At 69.6% G+C, this 3,607-nt stretch carries 3 protein-coding genes; 1 reads left to right on the top strand and 2 read right to left on the bottom strand.

What is annotated here, in order from left to right:
- A partial coding sequence (locus G4D87_RS35360) for an RtcB family protein (RefSeq protein ID WP_163787118.1) occupies positions 1-217 on the bottom strand: 217 nt, incomplete at its 3' end.
- A 144-nt stretch (positions 218-361) separates the two neighbouring features.
- Here G4D87_RS35360 and rtcR point away from each other — a divergent pair.
- Positions 362-1,984, top strand: coding sequence for an RNA repair transcriptional activator RtcR (gene rtcR, locus G4D87_RS35355; RefSeq protein WP_163787116.1), 1,623 nt, complete (start codon positions 362-364; stop codon positions 1,982-1,984).
- Between the two features lie 9 nt (positions 1,985-1,993).
- Here the strand turns inward: rtcR and G4D87_RS35350 are convergent, their stop codons facing one another.
- Positions 1,994-3,376: a M24 family metallopeptidase gene (locus G4D87_RS35350; protein WP_163787114.1), complete on the bottom strand. Its 1,383-nt coding sequence runs from the start codon at positions 3,374-3,376 to the stop codon at positions 1,994-1,996.
- Between the last annotated feature and the right edge of the window lie 231 nt (positions 3,377-3,607).

The following is a 3,607-nucleotide window of genomic DNA, read 5'->3' as shown; positions in this document are numbered from 1 at the left end:
CCGCCCCCACCGTGGGGACCACGCTCCCCACCGTCGCGCCGTAGCCACGGTGCACGTCCGGCATCACCGAGACCCACTTGTGGATGAAGGGGAGGCCGCGCACGTTGCGGAGCTGCTTCTTCGCCTCCTCCTCGAACGGAACCCCCACCGTCCACGCCTTGATGGGGCGGCCCGCCTCGTCCGACAGCACCTCGTAGTTCCCGTTGTCGCGGCTCATCGTCTCCACCGTTCAGTCGTCCGCCGGGCGCTGGGTCCCGGTCACGGAGGAGACCTAGAGCAGCCGCCGTGCCAACACCGCTTCCGAGGGAGGCCCTCCCGGCGAGCTGGCATTGCCTATCTCGTTGGATAAAATCCTATCTGCATGGCGAAATCGCGCGCGCGCAAGACGGTCGTCCTGGGGATGCTCGGGACGACGCTGGACAACGGGCAGGGGCCGCAGCGCTGGGGGCGGTGGCGGCCCACGGTGGCGCTGTGCCAGCAGGAGGACCTGCTGGTGCACCGGCTGGAGCTGCTGCATCCGCCGAACGCGACCTCGCTCGCGGCCACGCTGGCGGGGGACATCCGGCAGGTGTCACCGGAGACGGAGGTGCGGGGCAAGGTCCTGGACCTCCGGAACCCATGGGACCTGGAGGAGACCTACGGCGCGCTGCTCGACTACGTGCGCGGCTATGCCTTCAACCCCGAGGCGGAGGACTACCTGGTCCACATCACCACGGGAACGCACATCGCCCAGATCTGCATGTTCCTGCTGGTGGAGAGCCGCCTCATCCCCGGCAAGCTGGTCCAGGTGTCACCCGACCCCAGGGACCGCGCGGGGGCGGGCACGCACACCCTCATCGACCTGGACCTGTCCCAGTACGACACCCTGGCCGCGCGCTTCCGGCAGGAGCAGCGCGAAGGCCTGGCCTTCCTCAAGTCAGGCATCGACACCCGCAACGCGGCGTTCAACCGCCTCATCGAGCGCATCGAGCAGGTGGCCGTCCAGTCCCGCGCGCCCTTGCTCATCACCGGCCCCACCGGCGCGGGCAAGTCGCAGCTCGCGCGGCGCATCTACGCGCTGAAGAAGGCGCGGCGCGGCGTGGCGGGCCCCTTCGTGGACCTCAACTGCGCCACGCTCCGGGGCGACGGCGCCATGTCCGCCCTCTTCGGCCACGTGAAGGGCGCCTTCACGGGTGCGCTGAGCGACAGGCCCGGGCTGCTGCGACAGGCGAACGGCGGCGTGCTGTTCCTGGACGAAATCGGCGAGCTGGGCGCGGACGAGCAGGCCATGCTCCTCCGCGCGCTGGAGGACAAGCGCTTCCTGCCGGTGGGCGCGGACCGCGAGGTGGAGAGCGATTTCCAGCTCATCGCCGGCACCAACCGGGACCTCCAGGTCGAGGTCGAGCGCGGGCGCTTCCGCGAGGACCTGCTCGCGCGCATCAACCTGTGGACCTTCCGGCTGCCCGCGCTGCGCGAGCGTCCAGAGGACATCCCACCCAACCTGCTCTTCGAGCTGGACCAGTCCTCGGAAGCCGTGGGCACGCGCGTCACCATGAACAAGGAGGCCCAGGCGCACTTCCTGGCCTTCGCCACGTCCTCCGAGGCGCGGTGGGCGGGCAACTTCCGGGACCTCAACGCGGCGGTGCTGCGCATGGCCACGCTGGCGGCGGGCGGGCGGATTACCCGGGACGTGGTGGACGAGGAGCTCGAACGGCTCCGCGAGCAGTGGCGGCCCTCCGGAGCGAAGGCGTCAGTCGTCTCCGGGGACCGGGTCGCGGAGGTGCTGGGAGAGAATCTCGCCAGCGAGCTGGACCGCTTCGACCGGGTCCAGCTCGCGGACGTGCTGAGCGTCTGCCGGGCGTCACGCTCGTTGTCGGACGCGGGGCGCGTGCTGTTCGCACAGTCACGCGCCCAGAAGAAGAGCGTCAACGACGCGGACCGGCTGAAGAAGTACCTGGCCCGCTTCGGCCTCACCTGGGCGGACGTCAGCGGGCGAGGCGCGTAGACAGGGGCTTCAGAGCATGGGCATCCCGCGCGTCGTCACGCCCTTGCCGCCGCGGCCCAGGAGGTAGAATGACTCCTGCCGCGACACGAAGAACTTCCAGCCCTCCTCGGTGAGGTAGGCCGGGTCCTCCTGCATCACGAAGACCTTCTGCCCGTCCCACTCCGGCACCGCGGTGGCGGTGTTCAGCTCGATGGCGATGTACGAGCCCAGGCGCAGCGTCTTGGACTCCTCCTGCCGGCTCGCCGAACGGAAGTCGATGCTCGCGCCCAGCGCGTGGCCCTGATTGCCCAGCGGGTGGCTGTACACCATGGCCTCGATGCCCTTCTCCTTCATCTCCGCCATCGTCTGCGTGTACACCTGCGCGGACGTGCGGCCCGGACGGGAGGCGCGCAGCATCAGCGCGTCCTGGAGTTCCATCGTGTTGGCCAGCGCCCGCTTGAGCCCCTCCGGCGCGTCCGTCTCACCCTCCTTCAGCACGTAGGCCATCTTCTGCCAGTCGGAGTTCAGCCCCATGTAGGTGATGCCGAAGTCCACGTGCAGCAGGTCGCCGCGGAGGATGACGACGTCCTCCTTCGCGGGCGCCAGGAAGCCTCGCGAGCTCGAGCCGTCCAGGCCCTTGCGCTGCACGCGCAGGTCCGGCTGGAACCAGGTGTCCACGCCCAGCGCCCAGAGCCTGTCATAGAGGAAGCGACGCACGTCACCGACGGTCGTCTTCCCCGGCACCACCACCTCCGGCGAGAAGGCCTCCTTCACCACGGCCTCCGTCAGCATCACCAGCCGCTGGTAGTGCAGCCACTCCTCGGGGAGGCGCGTGTCCAGGTACTCCTCGATGAGCGGCGCGGCGCTCACGAAGCGGGCCTCCGCCTCCGCGCCCAGGGCCTCCACCAGGAAGGCGTAGCTGTCCTTCGTCAGGCTGCGCGTCACCCCGCGCTTGCCGCCAATGCCCAGGGCAATCGTCCGGGGCTGGTAGCGCGTGTTCAGGTCCGCCAGGATTTCCTGCGGCTTGCGCCCTTCCTCGGGCAGCTCGAAGAAGCGCGCGAGCGTGGCCTCCGAGTAGCTGGAGAGCGCGACGCGCTTGAGGCCCTCGGGCCCGGCGTCGACGAACGCGAAGATGTCCCGGTTGCCCGCGTAGGGCCGCGGCGGCGCGATGAACTGGGTGAGCGGGTCGTCGTGGAACTCCTCGTTGACGACCACCCACATGCCCACGCCATGGCGGCGCATCATGTCCAGCAGCATGCCGTGGCGCTTCTCCAGCCAGGCTTCGCGCTCGGCGATCTGCTCTGACCAGGACATGAGGCGCGGCGGCGAGTCGTCAGCGGGGCCCTGGCGCCCCGTGGTGGCACAGGCGGCCAGCAGCAACAGCGGCAAGGCCGCCCACTTCACGGACTTCATGTGAGGACTCCCATCGAGAAGGAGCCCGCACCGTATCGCATGAAAGCCAGGGGGCCTCCGCCTCCAGAGCCCTTGGAGTCTCTGGAGGCGGAGGGCCTGGGGCGCGGCCCCTTCCTCCCCCCGCGCGCCGAACTCAGAAGCTGGCGATACGGAACTCGAAGTCGCTCTCGTCGAACGCCTCCAGTTCCTGTCCCCCCAGGTCCTCCGCGTTCCCCCCCGCTTTCACAGCAC

It is taken from the genome of Myxococcus vastator (genome assembly GCF_010894475.1).
GTDB lineage: Bacteria > Myxococcota > Myxococcia > Myxococcales > Myxococcaceae > Myxococcus > Myxococcus vastator.
The sequence above is the reverse complement of the archived record's forward strand: the minus strand, read 5'-3'. Positions and strand labels throughout refer to the sequence as shown.

What these genes read in the sequence shown, in the direction of transcription:
- rtcR (WP_163787116.1), top strand. Translation starts at nt 362, where the DNA reads ATGGCGAAATCGCGCGCGCGCAAGACGGTCGTCCTGGGGATGCTCGGG.
- G4D87_RS35350 (WP_163787114.1), bottom strand. Translation starts at nt 3,376, where the DNA reads ATGAAGTCCGTGAAGTGGGCGGCCTTGCCGCTGTTGCTGCTGGCCGCC.